Source organism: Legionella brunensis (assembly GCF_001467025.1).
GTDB lineage: Bacteria > Pseudomonadota > Gammaproteobacteria > Legionellales > Legionellaceae > Tatlockia > Tatlockia brunensis.
Genome location: NZ_LNXV01000033.1, coordinates 140,839 through 160,745 on the forward strand (window position 1 = coordinate 140,839; position 19,907 = coordinate 160,745).

Here is a 19,907-nt window from a genome sequence, read left to right on the forward strand (position 1 = left end):
AAAATCATCACGACTAACTATTATTAAAATGAACCAAAAAAGAACCAGAAACAACTTATTTAACCAAACTGATCTTTTTTTAATATTTATTTAAGATTTAAGGTGCACAATAGTATTATTTTTATGTGCCCAGAGAATAGACATGCCAAAGAACCAATACCCAAATAATATTAATTATTTCGGCGTGAAAATTGATACTCCTATTTCAATGAAATCACAGTACAGCATTGAAAGAAAAGCAATGAGAATCCTTCCTGTTGATGACCAAGAACAAAAATATATTACTGGTGATAAACAAAATAACTATCTTGTTAATATTTCTGAGGACGGTTTTTTTGAAGATCAAAATGGAGAATATTTGGATGGAGAATACAATTTTGTATTGACTTGTGAAGACCCACCAAAACTGCTTTGTAGTAGCACAAACTTGAACCACTCATTTCTCTCTAATGGTAAAAAAGTTTTAGCTACTGGTACTTTAAGAATTAAAGCGGGTTTGCTTACAGAGTTAACGAATAATAGCGGCCACTATCGCCCCACAGACGATGAAATGTTTGCCGTAATCAAAGCACTTTATGAAGCAAGTCAACACTCGCTAATAAGGTACAAGAGTTTCTGTAGCCAAGAGCCTCTAATTTATCCAGTTGCAGAACTTATATCTGCTTCTGAGTTTTCTAAAATTTCACCGCTTCAACAGAATGAAACCATTTCAGATGAGGGGGGACGCAAGCAACTTGTTGGTTATGACAGTCCTGTCGAGGGAGATAAAAAACAATTAGAAAGAAGATTCGGTAGGAATTTGGATGGAGATTTGCTCGTAAAATATCAGCAAATTGTTGACCGTTTTAAGTTTTTTCAAACTGCTCAAGAAACTAATAGCGCTGACGATGAAGAAATCAATTGCATTTTAGGGCAAAAATAGGTAAAGAACTTCAGTTAAGGCCAATTATGGCGAACAAACTTATTGAGTCCGCATTGTTCTCCAATTACGTCTATTTTTGATAAAAATCAACGTACCATTTAACAAAACGAGAAACACCTTCCTGAAAATCAATCTTAGGAAGATAGCCTAATTCATCTTGCAACCGATGAGTATCAGCATGTGTTGATACTACATCACCTGCTTGCATTGGCAGGAATTCTTTAATGGCTTTCTTGCCTGTTGCTAATTCGATAGCCTCAATGTAATCCAATAAATTCACTGGATTACCGCAACCAATATTATATATTTTATAAGGCACATAACTACTAGCCGCATTAGGATCTTCAGCTGACCACTGTGGATCAGGCAAAGCTATTTTATCAATTGCCAAAGAAACACCGGCGATGATGTCATCGATATAGGTAAAATCACGTTGCATACGACCATGATTATAAACTTTAATGGGGTTGCCTTCTAAAATATCTCGAGTAAATGAGAAAAAAGCCATATCAGGTCTTCCCCATGGGCCATAAACTGTAAAAAAGCGCAGTCCTGTCGTTGGTAATTGATATAAATGAGAATACGAATGCGCTATCAGCTCATTTGCTTTTTTAGTGGCTGCATAAATAGTCAATGGATGGTTAACTGCATCGGTTTCTTTATAAGGTTGAGTACCATTTGCCCCATAAACGGAGCTCGTGGACGCATAGACGAGATGTTCAATCTGATGATGACGACATGCCTCAATAATTGTAGAAAAACCTACAACATTAGATTGTATGTAAGCTTCAGGGTGACTTAGCGAATAGCGAACTCCAGCTTGTGCTGCCAAATTGACCACGCGCTGAGGTTTATGCTGCGTCAAAATGTCATTAATTGCAGCCGCATCACTAATATCTGCATGGTAAAATTGAAAATTGGCATACGTTTGTAATTGCTCTAAACGAGCTTGTTTCAAGCGAATATCATAATATTCATTAAGATTATCCACACCAATCACAGTATCGCCACGTTCCAGACGCAGTTTTGCCAAATGAAAACCAATAAAACCAGCAGCACCCGTGATCAGCAAACGCATAATTATCCACTCCTTCTACAATGGTAAGGAGTATACTCGCTATATTGTCCTGTGAAAACTAAAGGTGACCTCAGAGTCAATTCTTACTGACTAATAATAAAGTTATAAGCTTCGTTATTAGTTTTGATGGACTATTGTTTTATCGCGCCCAGAGTTTTTTGCTTCATAAAGAGCCTTATCAGCGGCAGTTATGAGTTCATTCATTGTCTCGCCATGATCAGGGTACATCGCTACTCCAATAGATACCGTGATAGGTGGTAACGCCGTACTTCCATAACGCACATGGATATGGCTAGCAACCTGTCGCAAGGATTGAATACGCATTAGTACTGCATCAAGTTCAACCTCAGGTACAATCAGGATAAACTCCTCTCCTCCATAACGACATGCAATGTCCTCCTTCCTCGCGAATTGGTGAAGAACATTAGCGAAAGCCTGAATAACTATATCACCTGCTTCATGACCAAATTTATCATTAAATTGTTTAAAATTATCTATATCTATCATTAATAATGCCATGGACACTGATTTTCGTGCACAACGGCTAATTTCGCGCTCAAGCGTTTCTTCTAAATAACGTCGATTAAATAGATTAGTAAGGGCATCTCGAAATGATTGATTACGTAATGTTTCTCTCAGCTCAATGTTAGAAATTCCGAGAGGGGTTTGCTCTGCAATCATACCAATCAATAAATCTTGATTAATTTCAGCATTAATAAGTTGATTATTCTCGGGGTTTTCCCAATCCAAATATAGCAATCCAAGTATGTCACTTTGAGCATAAAGAGGAGCCCAAACATAAGCTCGTATATTGCCTGTTGGTTTATGCTTGCAAATCAAACCTTTTTGATGAGGCTCTAATTTATAAGTAGAACCACTTAGTAGGATGGTAATGTTCAGCCCAATAAGTTCCAATTGCTCCGATAGGCGAATCCCTTCTAATAGGAACCATGGCTAAACTTTTCACAAAGGTTGGTCGATAAGCATCTGCTGGCACTCTTGGGTCAGCATAAATATTATCAATGATGGTAGGCTGACGATGCTCCATGACCCAACCACTTACACAAGTATTCATTGGAAATCGCTTTCCTTGCCATAAAGGCGCGATAGCATCTTCATCCGCATAATAGCACAAATTATTATCACGAAGGACAAAAGTCGCCCCATCTGAGTCAGTTAATTTTCGGGCAGCCTTACGCACAATGAACATAATTGTTTCAAGATCTGTTGCCAATGATAATTTTTGCATTACCTCTAGCAAAATATCTGTTTGAGCAGAATCCGAACTATTGAGTTCTCTTATTTCCTGTGGTATGTCTGGATGACCATCCTTAGTGGACTTTGCTTTTAGCATCTTAGCCCCCCCTATGCTATTTTTATTTATAGCATAAAATTAACCCTTTTATTTTCCTTCAATTTTTTAAACGTTTCTATAAATCCAGTGATTGAGTATACTAATTTGCCTCTTTTTATAAACTGATGAAATTATGAACTCATTACAAACTACGATTGAACTTGGATTTGATCAACGCCAAGAACTGTCACCTGAAACAGCCTCTAAAGAAATCCTCAATGCAGTCAATGAAGTCATTGAAGGCTTAGATCAAGGTTATTTTAGAGTTGCTGAAAAAATTAATGGTGATTGGGTAGTACACCAATGGATTAAAAAAGCCGTTTTGCTCTCTTTCAAGCTAAACTCTAACCGCATCATTGATGCCGGATTTTGCAAATTCTACGATAAGGTTCCGCTTAAATTTTCTGATAGTAACAGCCATGAATTTGATCAAATTGGCGCCCGTGTTGTACCTCATGCCATGATAAGACGAGGCGCCTTTATTGGTAAGAATACGGTACTTATGCCCTCCTACGTCAATATTGGAGCTTACATTGATGAAGGTGTCATGGTTGACACTTGGGCAACAGTCGGCTCTTGTGCACAAATTGGAAAAAATGTACATCTTTCGGGAGGTGCAGGAATTGGCGGTGTTTTAGAACCCTTGCAGGCTAACCCTACTATCATTGAAGACAACTGCTTTATTGGTGCACGCTCAGAGGTTGTTGAAGGTGTCATTGTTGAGCGTGACTCCGTGTTATCAATGGGTGTTTTTTTAGGACAAAGTACAAAAATTTATAATCGGCTAACTGGAACTATCAGTTATGGCCGAATTCCAGCTGGTTCAGTGGTTGTTCCCGGGAACTTACCCAGTGAAGACGGCCGTTACAGTCTTTATTGTGCTGTTATTGTTAAACAAGTCGATGAGAAAACCCGAGCCAAAGTTAGCATCAATGAGTTATTAAGAGATATTAAATGAATACCATAAAATCCCTGCTCACCAAACTGGTTGGATTCCCTTCAGTTACCCCTCATGACGCAGGTTGCCAATCTTTTATGATTCATTTCCTCGAACAACTCGGCTTTCAATGCCAACGTATTGATAACTCGCCTGTCGCCAATTTTTTTGCTCGACTTGGAAATGCTCATCCATTATTAGTCTTTGCAGGTCATACAGATGTTGTACCTGTTGGAGAAGAAAGTAAATGGAATACTGACCCCTTTATTTTGCAAGAAATAGAGAGCATGCTCTATGGGCGGGGAACAGCTGACATGAAAGGTAGCCTTGTCTCAATGATGCTCATGGCGGAACGCTTTGTACAAGCTAATCCTCATTTTTCAGGCAGTCTTGGTTTCTTAATTACCAGTGGTGAAGAAGGCGATGATTTCGCCTTAGGCACCCCTCATGTGATGGCAGAACTTCACAAACAAGGAATTAAGCCAGATTATTGTATCGTAGGCGAACCCTCCAGCAGTCAGCGCCTGGGTGATGTCATTAAAATTGGTCGCCGAGGTTCTTTAACGGGCAAACTTACACTACACGGAAAACAAGGACATGTGGCCTATCCACATTTAGCTGAAAACCCGATCCATACTATTAGTCCAGTATTAGCAGAATTAACCACGACCCAATGGGACGAAGGAAATCAGCATTTCCCGCCCACCTCTTTGCAAATTACTCATATTAAGGCAGGAGGCCAAGCAACCAACATTATTCCTGGTGAGCTGATTTTGCATTTTAACTTTCGCTTTTCTACAGAACAAACAGCAGATACTTTAAAAAATGCAGTCGAAGGTTGTTTTGAGCGTTACGGGTTGCACCCAACAATCCAATGGCAGCTTAATGGCGAACCCTTTTTAACAGCTCATGGACTATTGTTAGATAGCTGTATCAAGGCTATCCAAAAAATTACTAATATCTCCCCTGAATTATCGACCAGTGGCGGCACTTCAGATGGCCGTTTTATTGCCCCCTATGGGGTAGAAGTCATTGAGTTGGGTCCAATAAATGCGACTATCCACCAAGTCAATGAATGCGTTTCTTTGGCCGATTTAGAAACATTAACCTCTATTTATCAATTAATTTGTGAGCAAATATTAGTGAAGCGCATTGTTTAAACGACAGCTTCACTATCAAGAGGTAAGTTATTTTGCCATTGCCAGGTCAGAAGCCAGCTCACTGTCCCTGACCGCTTTATCGTTCACCACTTTTGCCACACACGAGTCCGACCACACATTGAGAGCTGTCTCAAGCATATCAATAAGACTATAGAATGGTAAAATTATCCCCAATAAAGTAATAGGCACATTCATGCTGGCAAGCAAACTTGCACTAAGGAAAAAGCACCCCATGGGCACACCTGCATTCCCAATTGCGGCAATAGTCGCTATAACCACCCATAAAGCCATCATACCTAAGGAAATCTCAATGCCATGATTTTGCATTAAGTAAATTACCGTCGCAAAAATAAACGCAGCACATCCATTCATATTTAAACTGGTGCAAAGTGGCAGCACAAAGCGGCTTATCTCCGGTTTAACCTGCAAATTTTTCTCCGCTGTTTCCATCGTCACGGGTAATGTACCAACCGATGATTTAGAGAAAAAGGCAACTGACAAGGCAGGAAGCATTCCTTTAAAAGCAGCAAAAGGCTTGATTCCTTGTGACTTTAACCATAATGGTAAAATCAAAAAACCTTGAATCAAATTGGCAAGAACTATGATTAGTAAATATTGTCCAATTCCTTTAATAGCCATCCCTTCACGCAATTGGACAACTGTAGTGGTAATAAATCCATATAAGCCCAAAGGAATCACCGCAATAACCCAGCCAGTGATGACCATAAATAAGCCATGAGCCCCCTTAAAAAACTGGGTGATCGTTTGTCTTGCCTCAGGCTCGGGAATAAATCGAATCGCTACTCCCACAACAATCCCCATCAACAAGACACCCATTACTTGATGCTCCAAAAAGGGAGACAAAATAGAAGAAGGAATTATGTTAGCAATATGTTGAAAATATCCAAGCTGGTTGGTTTCTGGAGTTATGGCAGTGTGTTTCACTACCCCAACCATACCAGGATGAATTAAAAGATACAACAAACAACTAATTGCCGCAGCAACTAATGTAGTGCCTAAGGTATAGGACATTGCCCGCCCCCAGATCTTACGCATCATACCATCTGCACGGTAGTTAGATAAAGTTACAATGATGGATAACGCGATGATAGGAAGACTAATGCATTTGAAAATTTTTATAAAAACATCAGCAATAAACAAACCAAATGTCTTCAATAATGGAATATCAGAATAACCGCTAAATACGCCAAGAAGAATCATAACGGCGTACAAAAAAGGAGTATTTAACCTTCTTTTTCTCTGAGAGGAATGTTGGGCGCACATAAGAAAAACACCTTCTAAAATAGTAATTGGGGGCTTAAAGAAACAACAGCAAGAAAAATTAGCAACAACAACAGCATAGATAAGAAGAAACTGTAGAAGAAATAGCCCTATTAAAATCGAAAGCAGTGTTTTTCATAATCACCATTTATATTGATTTTTGAACAAAGAGGTTACATTTTAACACATCCGCGGCTCTGGTCAAGAACTTTATGCAATGTTCGCCAACTTAATTCCATTGTTTTAAATGCATTATTCTACGATAAGCCTCAGCAATACGATTTTTTGAAATTTTATTCAAATTAACCAACTTTTCTATTTGGTCAATGACTTCCGTGGGTGTTATTTCACCCAACTGGTTCGCAAAAATTAACATGTCAGCCCCAGCATTAATGGTTAGATGCAGAGCTTCATCAAGAGAATAATGCTTGGAGATAGCATGCATTTGCAAATCATCGCTAATTATAACCCCTTCAAAACCTAATTCCTGTCGCAATATAGCAGATAACATAGCCTTGGAAAGCGTTGCTGGTAACCCACTAGGATCTAGCTTTCGATTGATAACATGAGCAGTCATGACCATTGCCGGGATATTATCCTGCTTTAAAATGACACGATAAGGTTCAAGCTCACTTGATTGAAAAGTTTCTGTTACATCAACAAAACCCTCATGAGTATCTCCAGTAGCGCTTCCATGACCAGGGAAATGCTTGTAGCAACAAGTAATGCCATATTCAGCAAACACCCCTACAAATTGCTTAGCCACCTCAATCACGCGTTCTGGTTGCGATGAAAAACTACGTTTTAACTTCCCGATAATTCCTTGTTCTTTATTTAAATCAAGATCGACAAGTGGCGCAAAATTAAGATTAAATCCAAGGGATTTAATAGTCTTTGCCATTTTGTGAATTTCAGCTTGCAAATCCGTTGGTGATAAACGAGCAAGCTCAGCAGGACATACCGTAGACATACAACCATCAATGTGCTTAAGGCGATCAACGGCTCCGCCTTCATAATCAATTGCAATAAAAAGAGGAGGTCTCTCCTCACTTGCTGTATTGTTAATGTGCTGAAGTTGCTCGGTTAAACTTTGAATTTGAGCACAATTGATTAGATTCTTACCCTGACGTTGATGAATTAAATCGTAATCAAACAGCAAAACACCACCCAAGCTCTCCTTATTTAGCCAATTCCTTATAGCACTGGATTCATCAGTAACCGTGTCAGGAAACCCCACAATTAGCATCTGAGCAATTTGTTGTCTTAAGGTTGCCATTTTGGTGGACCTCTACTCTCTATTTGAATGGGAGGATAATACAAGCTCAGCAAACGTAAGGAAAGTATCTTTTCAGGAAACATAATTATTGATAGCTAATGAACTTTTAGACTAAAATTCACTACCTTATAAGTGACTAATTTAATATAAAAATGTTTTTTCCAGACCCTCCAAAATTATAACGTGTTGCACCCTATTTGCAGTCATAATTAAAAGAAATTACTCAGGATAGATGGGCTGATTGTCTTGTCCAAGCTACAAAATATGGCTTCGAGCAAAGGAAGATTTTTCCTGGAGACTTAATCTAGGAGAAGACCATGTTGTACCTCGTGCAACGTCCTTAAAGGCGATTTACAAAGATGTGTTGATAGTCTTATCTCCCTTGCAGAACAGCAATCACAAGAGATCAACTCTAACGATGAGAAACAGATTGTAATGACTAGTCTTTCACCCTATCACCTATTGTGATGGCGGTGCAGGTACCTGAGTCCAATCACAGGCACAATTGCCTTGGGCATCAGGAGGAAACGGAACTGCCGCAAAGTTAGCCGGAAAACAGACAGGAATATTCCAAGCAGTATCGGTAGGTCCTACGGTAGCAGGCAAAGACCAATAACGTGTTGACATATACGCTTTGCCAACTTCACTTTGCCAAAAAACTGGTTGATAGGTTGCTTTATAAAAAAACCTCTGCGCTGGACTACAGGTAAACGACTGTCTTGCCCACGATTTTCCTTTAGGGACATCCACAGTTACTACTGTCTTATTAGTATTTGCATCAATCACTACCACCTGCACATCATAATTTGTCCAACAACTGTCCTTTGCCAGTGTAAAAAAGCAGGGAAAGGCAAAAAGTTGTGCCGAAAATAATACGCAACCCGCTGAAAAAAAGAGCTTTATTTTCATTTTAAAATCTATTTGAACAAATGGTATTTTAAGTATAAACGATAATTTTGGAAAAATTTTTGCTCCCCATTCATTACTTGAAAAATCCTCTACTTAAACCCCTCGCACAAAAAGCAGCGAATCTTTAATTGCATTCCAACACAAGCAATTAACACGGTTCGCAGTTGATTTCCTTGATGTATCGGTATATTCTTTCGCGCTTGAGGAGAGATGGCCGAGCGGTCGAAGGCGCACGCCTGGAAAGTGTGTATACGGCAACGTATCGAGGGTTCGAATCCCTCTCTCTCCGCCACTCGAAATTAATCAGCACTCTTGTATGAATCCACAATTACTTAGATATTTCTACGAATGCGAAGATTATTTTTTCCGCTCCGTCAGTAAAGAATGCACAATATTCAATGACCAAGCAATTATTTATATGACAGGTGTTCCAGTGGCAAGCCTGAATTTTGTAGTCTTGCATAAACAAGTTCATAATCTAAATGATTTCTTTATCCAATGTGATCAATTTTTTGCAAACCAAAAATTACCATGGGCAGCAGTGATCTCAACCCATTACTTGGAGCACAGTATTGAAGATTATTTACAGAGTATCGAATTTGAAGCGAGTGAAAATGCTATCCCAATGTTCCTTGATTTAAATCACATTAGTTTTACACCGAATCAAAGCCTTCTAATTAAAGAAACTGATACGAATTTAAATGATTGGATGTTTCCATTGGTAGAAGCCTTCCATTCAACGCAAGAGTTAACTACCCTCTATCAACATACACATGAGCATGCTTTGGCTAAAAAAGCACGATTGCGTCATTTAACCCTCTATATTGATGATAAGCCCCTATCTTCTCTAACATTATCTTTTCATAATAATCTTGCAAGAATCGATGATTTTGGCACCTTGCCAGCATATCAGAATAAAGGGTACGGTACTTATTTACTCAGTTACGCACTAGAAAAAGTAAAAGGACAAGGGGCTGAATTTTGTTTTTTAGAGGCAGCAGAGTCAAGCTTGTCCTTATATGAAAAAATGGGATTTAAATCTCTTTTTAAAAGAAAATATCTATGGGATTTTTTAATAAAAAACAATGCAATTAAGCCATAATCACTACGTGTTATCCGCTGATTCAATTCATATCCGGCTTCACGCGTCATTTAATTATAATGTATAATTGTTAAACGGACTTTCATTTTTATGCGCTTGCTATAAATGAAATCCGTTTTTTTATGACCATGTTTTGCAAAATCAAGACAATTTCAGATAGAAAGATAGAAAATTTAGTATAGATAAAAATTTTGATGGAACTTCGATAATGATAAATACGAACACTGCTTATGATTTCACCGTAGCCGAATTATTTGAAGCTCAAGTCAAAAAAACCCCCCACCATATCGCTCTGGATGAAGATGGGACTACCCTTACCTATCAGGCTTTAAACGAAAAAGCGAACCAATTCGCTTATTGGCTGCAAAAAAAAAATGTCCAACCTGGTGAGTTCGTAGGAATTTTATTAGAGCCTGGAATCGATTATATAGTTTGTATCCTAGCGATTATTAAGGCTGAAGCAGTCTATTTACCGCTAGACTCAATGGCACCTCAACTTCGTTTGGAAGAACTGTTAAATGATGCTAAACCCACATTAGTTGTCACTAATGAGCAATACATTAGTCGTGTAAATCAAGATAGTTATGATGCTCGCCTTATTAAAAACATTTATTTGGAATCTGTAAGCAATCCTCGTTTAGATAATAAAAATCGTCTTTCCTCGAAATCTCCGATTTATATGATGTATACCTCGGGATCAACGGGAAAACCTAAAGGTGTTCTAATTTCTCACCAATCGGTGGTTAATCTTGTAAAGGTTGATAATTTTGCCCAAGTTAACGAGAAAGAAAGAGTAGCACAATTTAGTAACTTAGCCTTTGACGGTAGCACATTTGAAATTTGGAGCGCTTTATTAAATGGCGCAACCCTAGTTATAGTTCCTTATATTATTCGAACAGATCATACTAGCCTAAAAAATTTCCTACATTATGGTTCTGTTAAATATCTTTTCTTACCGACAGGATTTTTTCATCAGTTGATTAAATCAGCCATGGATACTTTAAATGACGTTGAAGTAATCATTTTTGGCGGCGAACAAGTCAATGCAAGTCTTCTGAAAAAATTAAGTGATTATCGAAAACATAAGCAATTGCCTGTCGTGTTGATTAATGGCTATGGCCCCACTGAAGCAACTACATTTACTTGTCGCCAAATAATAGATGACCAATGGGTAGTAGAAGATGAGCGTTTAGCAAGTATCGGTAAACCTATCGATAATGTTCAAGTACACATTCTTGATGAAAACAAAAATCCTGCTACTGAAGGTGAGCTTTATATCAGTGGAGCAAATTTAGCTATTAACTATCACAACTCCACTCAAAATAATGAAAAATTTGTTTCTAATCCCTTTAGCAGCGTAGATTCACCCTTTAAGCGAATGTATAAGACAGGTGATAGAGTACGACTCCTTCCCTCAGGCGATATACTTTTCTTGGGACGCTTTGACGACCAGGTTAAAATTGGTGGTTTTCGCATCCATCTTAACGAGATAGAAAATCAGCTCATGCAACATCCCTTAATTAGCCTTGCGGCGGTAAGGGTAGAAATTGGAGGTGGTTCTCACCAAATGCTAACTGCTTATATTGTTTTGTCTTCTAGTGATAAAACAATTCATGCAGATGATATCCGTGAGTATTTAAGTCACAAACTTCCTATCTATATGCTCCCTGCAAAATATGTTTTAGTGGACGATCTTCCACTGACATCTGTAGGGAAGGTGGATAAATCTAAACTTGATCAAATTAATCACATGGATTTATCCGTCCATGTGGATACCTTACCCTCAAGTATTATTGAAGAAAAAATAACCACAATATGGCAAGGCCTTTTAAATCGTAACACGATAGACGTCAATAAGAACTTATTTGAACTTGGCGCAAACTCCTTGCTGATTACCGAGGCCTGCTACAGGATTAATGAAGCTCTTCACTCAGAATTACAGGTTTCAAATATTATTACCTATCCAACTATCCATAAATTAAGCCGATATTTAGATGGGGACATTGAAGCCCCTGTTGTCAAAGAAATTAAAGCCGTGACCTCTCAAGACATTGCAATCATTGGCATGGCTTGCAGATTCCCAAACGCCAACTCGCTCGATGAATATTGGCAAAATCTTGCTGAAGGCAAGGATTGCTTAACTCGCTTCTCCCCCGAAAAATTAAAAAACCCTAATAAAATATGGGATAAAAATTTTGTACCCGTACGTGGCATTCTAACCGATATTGATAAATTTGATGCGAATTTTTTTGGTTTTAATCCTATAGATGCCAGTATCACTGATCCACAGCAACGGGTTTTTCTTGAGTGCACCTGGGAAGCTCTTGAGCATGCGGGTGTTGCTCCTGCTAAATTAAATTCAAAAACAATTAGTATGTTTGCCGGAATGGCAGATAGTACCTATTTGCATGAAAATTTGCTGAAAAATAATTGGTTTTGTAAAGAGCATGATCGTTTCCATAATCGCATTGCAAGCTCATCAGGTATGCTTAGTACCCAAGTCTCTTATCGACTGAATCTAAGAGGAAGAAGTCTTAATATCAATACAGCATGCTCTACCGGTTTAGTTACCGTTGATGAAGCTTGTCATGATCTCGTTTCTGGCCAATCCGACATAGCTATCGCAGGTGCTGTCTCCATCATTGTTCCCGAAGAGGATGGTTATATTTACACTCAAGGAAGTATTGAATCTTCTGATGGAAAATGTCGTCCCTTTGACGAAAAAGCAAATGGCACCGTATTTTCCAATGGTGTTGGTGTTGTTATCTTAAAGCGGTTAAAAGATGCAATTGCTGATAAAGATACCATTTATGCCATCATCAAGGGCAGAGGAATTAATAACGACGGTGCAGATAAACTTGGATTTACGGCACCAAGTACTAGTGGTCAAACAGCATGTATTCGTGAGGCTCTAGCCAAGGCCAAAATCCGTGCTGATCAGGTCAGTTTTGTTGAAGCACATGGAACAGCCACAACCTTAGGTGATGCGATTGAGTTTGATGTATTAAATACAGTCTATCGAGAACAAACTGATAAAATTCAATTTTGTGCTTTAAGCTCGGTTAAGGGAAATATAGGACATACGGACGTCTCAGCGGGTATGGCAGGTTTAATTAAAGTTGCCTTGAGTCTTTATCATCAAAAAATACCGGCAATGCTAAATTTTGAAAAAGCAAATCCCAATATTGCTTTAAATAACAGCCCATTTTTCATTAATACCAAGTTGACTGAGTGGAAAAAAACCGATTCCTCAAAACGTTATGCGGGGGTCAGCTCATTTGGGGTTGGTGGCACTAATGCGCATATTATTTTAGGAGAACACCTTACTAAAGACGAAACCATAAAATCAACCTCACAGCAACTTTTAGTCCTTTCCGCCAAAACTCCCACAGCTTTAGAGGAAAACAAAAATAAACTTTTAAGTTTTTTAGCAAGTAGCAAAGAAAATTTGCTCTCCTATCTCCCCAAAGTTGCTTATACTTTGCAAACAGGAAGAGAGGATTTCCCTTATCGACGCATTGCTGTAGGCAGAACAGTTGATGAGATAACCAAGAGTTTTACTCAATCGAAATTATATCACTCTTCTGAAGGCGTCCCACACAATATTGTCTTTATGTTCCCCGGCCAGGGCATGCAATATCATCAAATGGCCGCGCAATTAATGCAAGAATTCCCATTGTTCTCAGAATGGGTTAAAAAAGGTATTAAAATCGCTGAGTTACATCTAAACTGTGACTTACAAAAAGTTATAAACAATCCCGATGATGAACGACTGAATCAAACGCAATATGCTCAACCAGCCTTATTTATTATTGAATACGCCCTGGCCCAATTACTTATTAAGTTTGGTATTAAACCTCAAGCCCTTATTGGACACAGCCTAGGGGAATATGTTGCAGCTTGCCTTGCAGGAGTGTTTTCTTATGAGGATGCGATTGCCCTTGTATGCGAACGCGGCCTTTTAATGTCTACTGCTCCAGCAGGGGCGATGCTCGCTATTGAATGTAGTACTGATGAATTTCGCACTATTCAGAAAAAAAATTCTGGCATTGAACTCGCTGTGCACAATGCAATGAAGCAATGCGTCGCCTCAGGTAACCCTGAGGCTATTGCAGCATTAGAGAGATATTTATTACAAGCAGGCATCCCTTTTCAGCGGTTAAAAGTAAGCCATGCATTTCATAGCAGTTTGATGGAAGTAGTTGAAAAACCATTCAAAGAAATTTTTGCAAACATTACGTTAATGCCACCTGTTATACCTATCGTTTCCAATGTAACGGGCGAGTGGCTTAACGCTGAAGAAGCAATCGATCCCGATTATTGGTACCGCCACCTACGCCATACAGTTCTACTTAATAAGAGTTTTGAGAGCCTAATCTTAAATAAGCACTCCCTATTCATAGAAGTAGGTCCCGGACGTAGTTTAGGGACATTCCTTAAAACTCTAATCACGAATGATGTTAATCAACCTATCATTCAAACTCTACCCAATCATCACCGAGAAACTGAAGATTTGAAGGAATTGCTCAATGCCATAGGACGATTATGGCAAGAAGGAATAAACATCGATTGGCATCACTTACACAATAATAAACTTCTGCCGCGAGTCGCTCTGCCAACTTATTCTTTCCAAAAACAGAGATATTGGGTTGAACCTAACGAGTTCAGAGATAATATCTCTAATTTTCCTTCTTTATATAAGCCAGTGTGGTCACATCAACCAGCTTATTTGCATAAGAATATTCCTACTCTAGACAAGATACATGAACATACCTGGATAGTCTTTCAAGATAAAGACGGTATTAGTCATCCATACATTGCATTATTACAAAAATACAAAGCCAAGTTATTTATCGTTGAATTGGACACAAACTATGAATCAGTAGATTTCAGTAAATTTAAAGTTAACCCCAATAGCAAAGATGATTATCTAAAATTTTTCAAGAGCATAAAAAATGAATTAATCAATCCTGTTATTTTTCATATGGCTTCCTGCCATGAGATGACGCTTGAAATGTTGTCCGAGGAGCAAATTAATACACAGTTAACGCACGGCTTTTATAGCTTACTTTATATAACTCAGTCTTATATTGAGATAATTGGAGAACATACTCCTTTACGACTCGGCATTATTACTCAAGGTACACAACGAGTTCTAGGTACTGAAATTATCGACCCTATTAATGCTAGCTTAGTCGGAGCAAGCCGTGTTATTACTCAAGAACACCCCTCCATAATCTGTAGATTGATTGACATTGATCCAACTGAATCCTCCTCTGAAGATTGTTTTATTCATCTTTTGAATTCAGCTGCCACGGAAAGCTGGCCAGATGAAGATACGGTATCTGCCTACAGGAATGGCTATCAATGGAATTTGTCTCATTCTGTGGCCAGCTCAGCCAAAGTTTATACCCGACTCAAAGATAATGGCATTTATTTAATAACAGGTGGCATTGGTGGTATTGGATTAGCAATCAGTCAATTAATCGCAGAACAAGTTGATAACCCCACGCTTATCTTTATTTCCAGAACACCGATGATTTTGGAAGCAGCGTGGGATAATGTGCTTGCTGATCCTACCAATAAACTTCACCACAAAATAAAAATTCTGACTGCACTCCAAAAGCAAGGGGCTTCACTACACTTCTATAATGCAGATGTCAGTGATTTCGCAGCTTTGTCTGAGATCATTAGTAAATGCAAAACACAATATGGGCCTATAAATGGGCTTATACATTGTGCAGGCATTGCTGGTGGTGGACTTGTGCAATTGAAAACTCGAGACATGGCAGAGGCAGTACTTCGTCCCAAAATCCATGGAGCCTTTTATCTTGCAAAGGCTTTTAAAGAGTCTCGCTTAGACTTTGTTGTATTAATGTCTTCCATTGCGGCACTAACAGGGGAAGAGGGCCAAATTGATTATTGTGCAGCCAACTCTTGTTTAGATGCCTTTGCTGTTAGTCATCATTTTAGTGCCGATTTTGTAGTCAGTCTTAATTGGAATACTTGGCAAGATATCGGCATGGCTATTGAAACGAAACGACCTAATGATCTTAATTTGTTTGAACGTGGCAATGATATTTCTCCAGAGCAAGGCCAACGAATGTTTTTACAGGCCATACAAACTAATTATGCCAATCTCGCTATCTCTAATTTTGATATAGCAAGTTATGCAAAACTGATTTCAGAAAGCAATGAGACATCTGGGCTACCTGATATTAAGGCATCCAGAGTCGATTTAAATATTAACAGTGATTACCATGCTCCTCGAAATGACACAGAAAAACAACTAGTTCAACTATGGCAAGAAAATCTAGGCATAGAAAATATTGGAATACATGATAATTTCTTTGATTTAGGTGGGCATTCTTTAAAAGCATTAAAACTTATCGATAAGATAAATCGCTTTTTCCAGCAGTCCTTAGTTGTTAATCAACTCTACCAAACACCAACTGTTGCAGAGCTGAGTGAGTTGCTTACATCCCATAACAACGATGCGAATCCTTGTGATATTATCGTTACTTTCAACCATATCACGGATACCCCTAATCTCTTTGTTTGCCATCCTATAAGCGGCTTGGTTTATTGCTTTGATTCTTTAACCAAAGCCTTTAAAACTTCGCTTTCTATTTACGGACTTCAAGATCCGAGTATCGGAAATGGGTATTTACTTTATGACACAATACCTTCAATGGCAAAAGCATACTTAGCAGCTATTAAATCTATTCAACCTAAAGGTCCTTATTACCTGTTGGGTTACTCTTTTGGTGGCAGTCTTCTTTATGAAGTTGCAGGACTACTGAAAAAGGAGAACAATCAAGTTGGTATGTTGGGCCTTATCGACAGTTGGGCTACTTTTTCAGCAAAACAAAGAAATGAATTACATTTCAAAGAATTACTTCATAATTACCATCCTGATTTACCTCCTGCTTTAGTCCAACTTGCCTGGGCAAGAATGAATTTACTTCTTTCCCATACTCCCACAAAGCTAAATCAGGATATGCTATTATTTAAGGCGAGAGATCTTTTTGATGATTATAAATCCATTAATGATCCCTCAAATGGCTGGTCTCATTTTAATAAAGGAAAAATAACTTGTCATTTGCTAGATGCTAATCACGAAACAATATTAAATGCTAATAACAGCCAACATATTGTGAATTGTATTCAAAAATATTGCGGGCTATAGACTAGGGTCTGTTAACATTTCGCTAGAGACCTTGACTCTCAGGTGCGCAAAATCAAGGTCTTACCAGATAATAGAAATTCAACATACCTTACCATTGGAATATATAAAGGACGTCAATGAAGTTGTCTAAGAAAGAGATGACTGTTTTGGGTAAAGCTTATGATGCACTCAAGCATTCATTTATCGTGTTAAATAAACATCTTGAAATTACGTATTTAAATAATTACGCAAAAAAACTTTTTGGCTTTACGGATCAAGAAATTAAAGACACCCCTTCTTTTAATATCTTACTTGAGAAACATGCCTTCCCCCCCCTTTTCTCTGACCCAGAGAATTTAATTCTTAATCAAGACCCCATGAAAATAAAAAGACACCTCAAAAAATGGGACTTATTACGTGGGAAAGTCGATAAAAAACAAGCCATTTTCCTCTTTGATAAAGATGTGACAGAACAAGAGGAAATGTATGATGTTCTTTCGCGCTCCGTTAGTGAAGTCACAGGACAAGTATTCTCCAAACGCCTTTCGGCACAAGAGTATATGGATGAAATTCGTGGTTGTCTGGAAAATGTCATTCGTCAAATGCCTTGCTATGTCTATTGGAAAGATAAAGAGTTTCGTTATATTTTTTGTAATGACATCACTGCCGAAATAATGGGCTTACCTTCAGCCAAATTCGCCGTTGGCAAGACAGATTATGATTTTGGCTGGGATAAAACGCTCGTTGATTCTTATCGCTCTACCGATACAAAAATCCTGACTACTGGAGAGCCTATTCTAAATTTAGAAGAAGAATTAATCGATAAAAACGGGCGTGTTTACCATACCCTAGTCAATAAAATGCCTCTTAAGAATCACCAAGGCAAAATTATAGGTCTTCTTGGAATTACCGTAGACGTTACAGGTGTAAAAAAAGCTGAAATTGCTAAAGCTAATTTTATAGCGAATATGAGTCATGACATTCGTACCCCCTTAACAGGCATTATTGGCATGTCCAAAATCCTGGAAGAAAAAGTAACCTCCAATGAAGAAAAGCAATTCGCTGGTTGGATTTATGAAAGTGGTGAACAGTTGTTAAAACTGTTGAATGGCGTGTTGGATTTGGTCTCTGCAGAACATTTAACAGAGGATGATTTCCATCGAGATACCTTCGACATTCGTCAAGCAATGGAAGATATTATTCTTCTTGAAAAACCAACTATTTTTCATAAAAACCTTCAATGTAACCTAGTTATTGACAGAGATGTCCCTATACATATTATTTCTGATCGCTTTAAACTTACACGAGTCATTTTAAATCTCGTTGGCAATGCGATTAAGTTTACCGATCACGGTTCTATAAATCTTCATATCAAAAGACCAGCAGATCACCCGGACCTCCTTGAGTTTCGCATTTCGGATACTGGCAAAGGTATTCCCAAAGTCTTATTACCTAAAATATTTGAGCGATTTTATCGCGTATCTCCTTCATACAAAGGAGATCATGCAGGGCATGGGCTAGGACTTCATATCGTAGAAAAATTTATCTCTTTACTGGGTGGTGAAATTAAAGTCGATTCTGTAGAAAACAAAGGGACAACGTTTACCTTCACTATACCTCTTATTCGTGCCAAAGACTTTGAAATCGAATCAGAAAAAGATTTTGTTATAGCACTGCAAAACGAACCCAGGCATCAACCACTTAATTATGAATATGCTCTTGGCTCCCCCCCATCTGAGGAGCGTTATAACCTTTTAGTCGTCGAGGATAATGATATAGCTTTACGTATTGCCGAGAGTCTATGTATTCGACAGGGTTGCAAGGTCACTAAAGCAGTCGATGGTGAAACAGCATTACGGCATGCCAAGGAGCAAAAATTTAACCTCATCCTTACTGATCTAGGCTTACCTGGAGTGTCAGGTAATGAACTAACAAAAGAAATTCGCAAGTGGGAAAAAGAAAACCTTATCCCTCCTATTCCTATTATTGGCCTTACTGCACATGCATCCATGGATGCTAAAAAGGAATCACTAGCAGCAGGAATGAATGATTTACTTGGAAAACCTCTTCATGCAGACTTATTACAAAACATATTGGATAAGTATGTCGATAATTCTTTAACGACCTTCTCTTCCCCTGTATTAAATAATGGACATGATTTGCCTGAGACAATAGAAGACTTATTCAATCTTGATCAATTCCCACTTCTTGATGCAGAAACCGGGATTAATAATCTCGGTAGTGAAATGATATTAAAAGATATTTTAATATCAATGATCAATGATGAATTACCGCAAGAATTAGAAAAATTAAAATCTGCCTATTCAAATAAAGATTGGGCTCAAATAGAAGCTCTGGCCCATAAAATGAAAAGCGGTGCTGTTTATTGCGGTACTTCCCGACTTAAACATGCCTGCCAATATTTGGAACGATATCGCAAAACAGGATATGAAAAAGAACTTGAGAGACTCTATCACCAATTAATGAAGGTCGCAGAACAAACTGTCATTTCAGTAAGATCTTGGCTCCATCAAGAATAAGTTGCAGTATTTAATCCCTATAGTCTCGTTAGGTTAATGCCGTGGACAAGCCACGGCTGATAGACATTGAAATCTTAGAAACTAAGCTAATGAAAAGAGAGTGTTCATCTAACTGTGTCACCTCATTGATTATCTAAGTCTCAGGTTCATACGGTCTTCAAAATAAATATGAAGCTGAGA

12 protein-coding genes and 1 tRNA gene are annotated in these 19,907 nt (G+C 38.3%); 7 read left to right on the forward strand and 6 right to left on the reverse strand.

The genetic code is table 11. The features are described from left to right. Positions 1-184: 184 nt before the first annotated feature. Positions 185-922: a hypothetical protein gene (locus Lbru_RS11940; RefSeq protein WP_131793621.1), complete on the forward strand. Its 738-nt coding sequence runs from the start codon at positions 185-187 to the stop codon at positions 920-922. Between the two features lie 70 nt (positions 923-992). On the opposite strand, the gene Lbru_RS11945 is transcribed toward Lbru_RS11940, so the two are convergent. From Lbru_RS11945 to Lbru_RS17840, 3 genes are all read right to left on the reverse strand, one after another. Beyond that, positions 993-2,000: an NAD-dependent epimerase gene (locus Lbru_RS11945; protein WP_058442365.1), complete on the reverse strand. Its 1,008-nt coding sequence runs from the start codon at positions 1,998-2,000 to the stop codon at positions 993-995. Between the two features lie 117 nt (positions 2,001-2,117). Next, a complete protein-coding gene (locus tag Lbru_RS17835; RefSeq protein ID WP_058442366.1) occupies positions 2,118-2,915 on the reverse strand; it encodes a GGDEF domain-containing protein in 798 nt (265 codons plus the stop codon). Further along, complete coding sequence (locus Lbru_RS17840) at positions 2,863-3,354, reverse strand: GAF domain-containing protein (RefSeq protein WP_058442367.1); 492 nt, start codon at positions 3,352-3,354, stop codon at positions 2,863-2,865. Before Lbru_RS17840 ends, Lbru_RS17835 begins: the two co-directional genes overlap by 53 nt. Positions 3,355-3,487: 133 nt before the next feature. On the opposite strand from Lbru_RS17840, the gene dapD reads away from it, so the two are divergent. Together dapD and dapE are read left to right on the forward strand one after the other, a co-directional pair. Then, complete coding sequence (dapD, locus tag Lbru_RS11960; RefSeq protein ID WP_058442368.1) at positions 3,488-4,312, forward strand: 2,3,4,5-tetrahydropyridine-2,6-dicarboxylate N-succinyltransferase; 825 nt, start codon at positions 3,488-3,490, stop codon at positions 4,310-4,312. After that, complete coding sequence (gene dapE / locus Lbru_RS11965; protein WP_058442369.1) at positions 4,309-5,451, forward strand: succinyl-diaminopimelate desuccinylase; 1,143 nt, start codon at positions 4,309-4,311, stop codon at positions 5,449-5,451. The genes dapD and dapE overlap by 4 nt, the downstream gene beginning before the upstream one ends. 27 nt (positions 5,452-5,478) lie before the next feature. Here dapE and Lbru_RS11970 read toward each other — a convergent pair whose 3' ends face one another. The 3 genes from Lbru_RS11970 to Lbru_RS11980 all read right to left on the reverse strand — a co-directional run bounded on the left by Lbru_RS11970 (position 5,479) and on the right by Lbru_RS11980 (position 8,917). Next, positions 5,479-6,735: a dicarboxylate/amino acid:cation symporter gene (locus Lbru_RS11970; RefSeq protein WP_058442370.1), complete on the reverse strand. Its 1,257-nt coding sequence runs from the start codon at positions 6,733-6,735 to the stop codon at positions 5,479-5,481. A 226-nt stretch (positions 6,736-6,961) separates the two neighbouring features. Further along, positions 6,962-8,008 carry a glycoside hydrolase family 3 N-terminal domain-containing protein gene (locus Lbru_RS11975; protein ID WP_058442371.1) on the reverse strand — a complete coding sequence of 349 codons (1,047 nt, stop codon included), beginning with the start codon at positions 8,006-8,008 and terminating at the stop codon, positions 6,962-6,964. Positions 8,009-8,467: 459 nt separating this feature from the next. Then, positions 8,468-8,917 carry a hypothetical protein gene (locus tag Lbru_RS11980; protein ID WP_058442372.1) on the reverse strand — a complete coding sequence of 150 codons (450 nt, stop codon included), beginning with the start codon at positions 8,915-8,917 and terminating at the stop codon, positions 8,468-8,470. A gap of 204 nt (positions 8,918-9,121) precedes the next feature. Here Lbru_RS11980 and Lbru_RS11985 point away from each other — a divergent pair. From Lbru_RS11985 to Lbru_RS12000, 4 genes are all read left to right on the forward strand, one after another. Continuing rightward, positions 9,122-9,209 (forward strand) — tRNA-Ser (locus Lbru_RS11985). Between the two features lie 24 nt (positions 9,210-9,233). After that, positions 9,234-10,019, forward strand: a complete 786-nt coding sequence (locus Lbru_RS11990; protein ID WP_058442373.1) for a GNAT family N-acetyltransferase — start codon at positions 9,234-9,236, stop codon at positions 10,017-10,019. A gap of 208 nt (positions 10,020-10,227) precedes the next feature. Continuing rightward, entirely contained in the window at positions 10,228-17,208 is a 6,981-nt protein-coding gene (locus tag Lbru_RS11995) for a type I polyketide synthase (RefSeq protein ID WP_058442374.1), read from the forward strand. Between the two features lie 116 nt (positions 17,209-17,324). Further along, the gene (locus Lbru_RS12000) at positions 17,325-19,727 is read left to right on the forward strand and encodes an ATP-binding protein (RefSeq protein WP_058442375.1); all 2,403 of its coding nucleotides are present in this window, start codon (positions 17,325-17,327) and stop codon (positions 19,725-19,727) included. The last annotated feature ends 180 nt before the right edge of the window (positions 19,728-19,907 follow it).

Excerpts from the sequence above, each read along its gene's own strand:
- Lbru_RS11945 (WP_058442365.1), bottom strand. The coding sequence starts at position 2,000 with ATGCGTTTGCTGATCACGGGTGCTGCTGGTTTTATTGGTTTTCATTTG.
- Lbru_RS17840 (WP_058442367.1), bottom strand. The coding sequence starts at position 3,354 with ATGCTAAAAGCAAAGTCCACTAAGGATGGTCATCCAGACATACCACAG.
- dapD (WP_058442368.1), top strand. The coding sequence starts at position 3,488 with ATGAACTCATTACAAACTACGATTGAACTTGGATTTGATCAACGCCAA.
- dapE (WP_058442369.1), top strand. The coding sequence starts at position 4,309 with ATGAATACCATAAAATCCCTGCTCACCAAACTGGTTGGATTCCCTTCA.
- Lbru_RS11970 (WP_058442370.1), bottom strand. The coding sequence starts at position 6,735 with ATGTGCGCCCAACATTCCTCTCAGAGAAAAAGAAGGTTAAATACTCCT.
- Lbru_RS11975 (WP_058442371.1), bottom strand. The coding sequence starts at position 8,008 with ATGGCAACCTTAAGACAACAAATTGCTCAGATGCTAATTGTGGGGTTT.
- Lbru_RS11980 (WP_058442372.1), bottom strand. The coding sequence starts at position 8,917 with ATGAAAATAAAGCTCTTTTTTTCAGCGGGTTGCGTATTATTTTCGGCA.
- Lbru_RS11990 (WP_058442373.1), top strand. The coding sequence starts at position 9,234 with ATGAATCCACAATTACTTAGATATTTCTACGAATGCGAAGATTATTTT.
- Lbru_RS11995 (WP_058442374.1), top strand. The coding sequence starts at position 10,228 with ATGATAAATACGAACACTGCTTATGATTTCACCGTAGCCGAATTATTT.
- Lbru_RS12000 (WP_058442375.1), top strand. The coding sequence starts at position 17,325 with ATGAAGTTGTCTAAGAAAGAGATGACTGTTTTGGGTAAAGCTTATGAT.